This window comes from Streptomyces sp. P5F9 (assembly GCF_057961495.1).
Genome location: NZ_JBXVPZ010000914.1, coordinates 1 through 1,366 on the forward strand (window position 1 = coordinate 1; position 1,366 = coordinate 1,366).

2 protein-coding genes are annotated in these 1,366 nt (G+C 67.6%); one reads left to right on the top strand and one right to left on the bottom strand.

The features are described 5' to 3' along the window. Positions 1-686, top strand: a 686-nt coding sequence (locus AC31A1_RS51430) for an ABC transporter permease (protein WP_489659916.1), incomplete at its 5' end; no start/stop codon positions are given. Here the strand turns inward: AC31A1_RS51430 and AC31A1_RS51435 are convergent. Then, complete coding sequence (locus tag AC31A1_RS51435; protein ID WP_489659917.1) at positions 676-1,263, bottom strand: flavodoxin family protein; 588 nt, start codon at positions 1,261-1,263, stop codon at positions 676-678. The two genes, AC31A1_RS51430 and AC31A1_RS51435, sit on opposite strands and share 11 nt — an antisense overlap. Between the last annotated feature and the right edge of the window lie 103 nt (positions 1,264-1,366).

A 1,366-nucleotide genomic window follows, 5' to 3' on the forward strand; every position in this document is an offset into this window, starting at 1 on the left:
GGGACGGTGGCGGGGGGCCCGCGTTCATCGCGCAGATCACCAACAACGGGCTGTTCCTGGTGTTCACGGCGCTGGCCGCCACGCTTCCGTTCTTCCTGCCCATGGCCATCGGGGTTGTCGCGGGTGACGCCATCGCGGGTGAGGCCAGTGGGGGGACCCTGCGGTATCTCCTGGTGGCTCCGGCCGGGCGCACCCGGCTGCTTCTCACCAAGTACGCGACGGTGATGACGTTCTGCGTGGTGGCGACCCTGGTCGTGGCGCTGTCGGCGCTGACGGTCGGGGCGTTGTTGTTTCCGCTGGGGGACCTGACGACCATCTCGGGTACGCAGATCAGTTTCGCGGAGGGGTTGGGGCGGGCGCTGTTGATCGCGTTGGTCGTTGCCGCGTCTCTTGTCGGTATCGCGGCCCTGGGGCTGTTCATCTCGACGATGACCAGCAGTGGGATCGCGGCGATGGCCACGACCGTGGGTCTGCTGATCACCGTCCAGATTCTTGACCAGATTCCCCAACTGCACGCGCTCCAGCCGTACTTCTTCTCCCACTACTGGCTGTCCTTCGCCGACCTCATGCGTGAGCCTGTGTACTGGGACGATCTGGTGAAGAACCTGGGCCTTCAGGCGTTGTACGCGGCGGTGTTCGGGTCGGCGGCCTGGGCGAGGTTCACGGCGAAGGACATCACGGCGTAGGGAAGCGGGCGAGCGGGGCTTCCTGGGTGAAGAACGTCTTCGCCCGGGTCAGCGCCTCGGTGTCCTTCAGTACGTCTCCGGGGGCGCTGCCGTTGCCGAGCAGGACCCCGCCGAAGCGCATCTTGAGATACGCGGCCGAGTTGTTGAGCGTGCCGGCCACCGGGTCGGCGACCACGGGCTCTTTGCCGGCGAGGGCGGAGACGCCCCAGAGGGTGCGGCCGGCCATCGTCGCCCTGAAGTCCGCGCCCGGGACGCGCAGCCAGTCGGACCAGTAGTCCAGGTAGCGCTTGGTGAGGCCGGAGAGCGAGTACCAGTAGACCGGCGAGGCGATCACGATGTCCGTCGCGGCGAGGGTGGCGTCGAGGAGCTGCCGGATGGTGTCGTTCTCGGTGGGCTGGACGGCCCCGACGATTCCGTCGTGCCGGATGTCCAGGAAGTCGGGGAGCGGGTGGTCGGCCAGGCGTATCCACTCCTGCTCGACGTCCGGGGGCAGCTGCTCGGCGGCCCTGCGGGCGAGCAGTTCGGTGTTGCCGTCTAGGCGGGCGCTGCCCAGCACGAAGAGGAAGCGGCGGGTCATGGGTCCCCCAAGGGTAATCGGCGCGCGGCGGTTACAATCGTATGCATTATATGCGCGCGCAATCATCTGTCCATGGGGTGCCTGGGGGTGCCTGGGGGTGCCT

Coding starts and splice junctions, on each gene's coding strand:
- AC31A1_RS51435 (WP_489659917.1), bottom strand. CDS start 1,263: ATGACCCGCCGCTTCCTCTTCGTGCTGGGCAGCGCCCGCCTAGACGGC.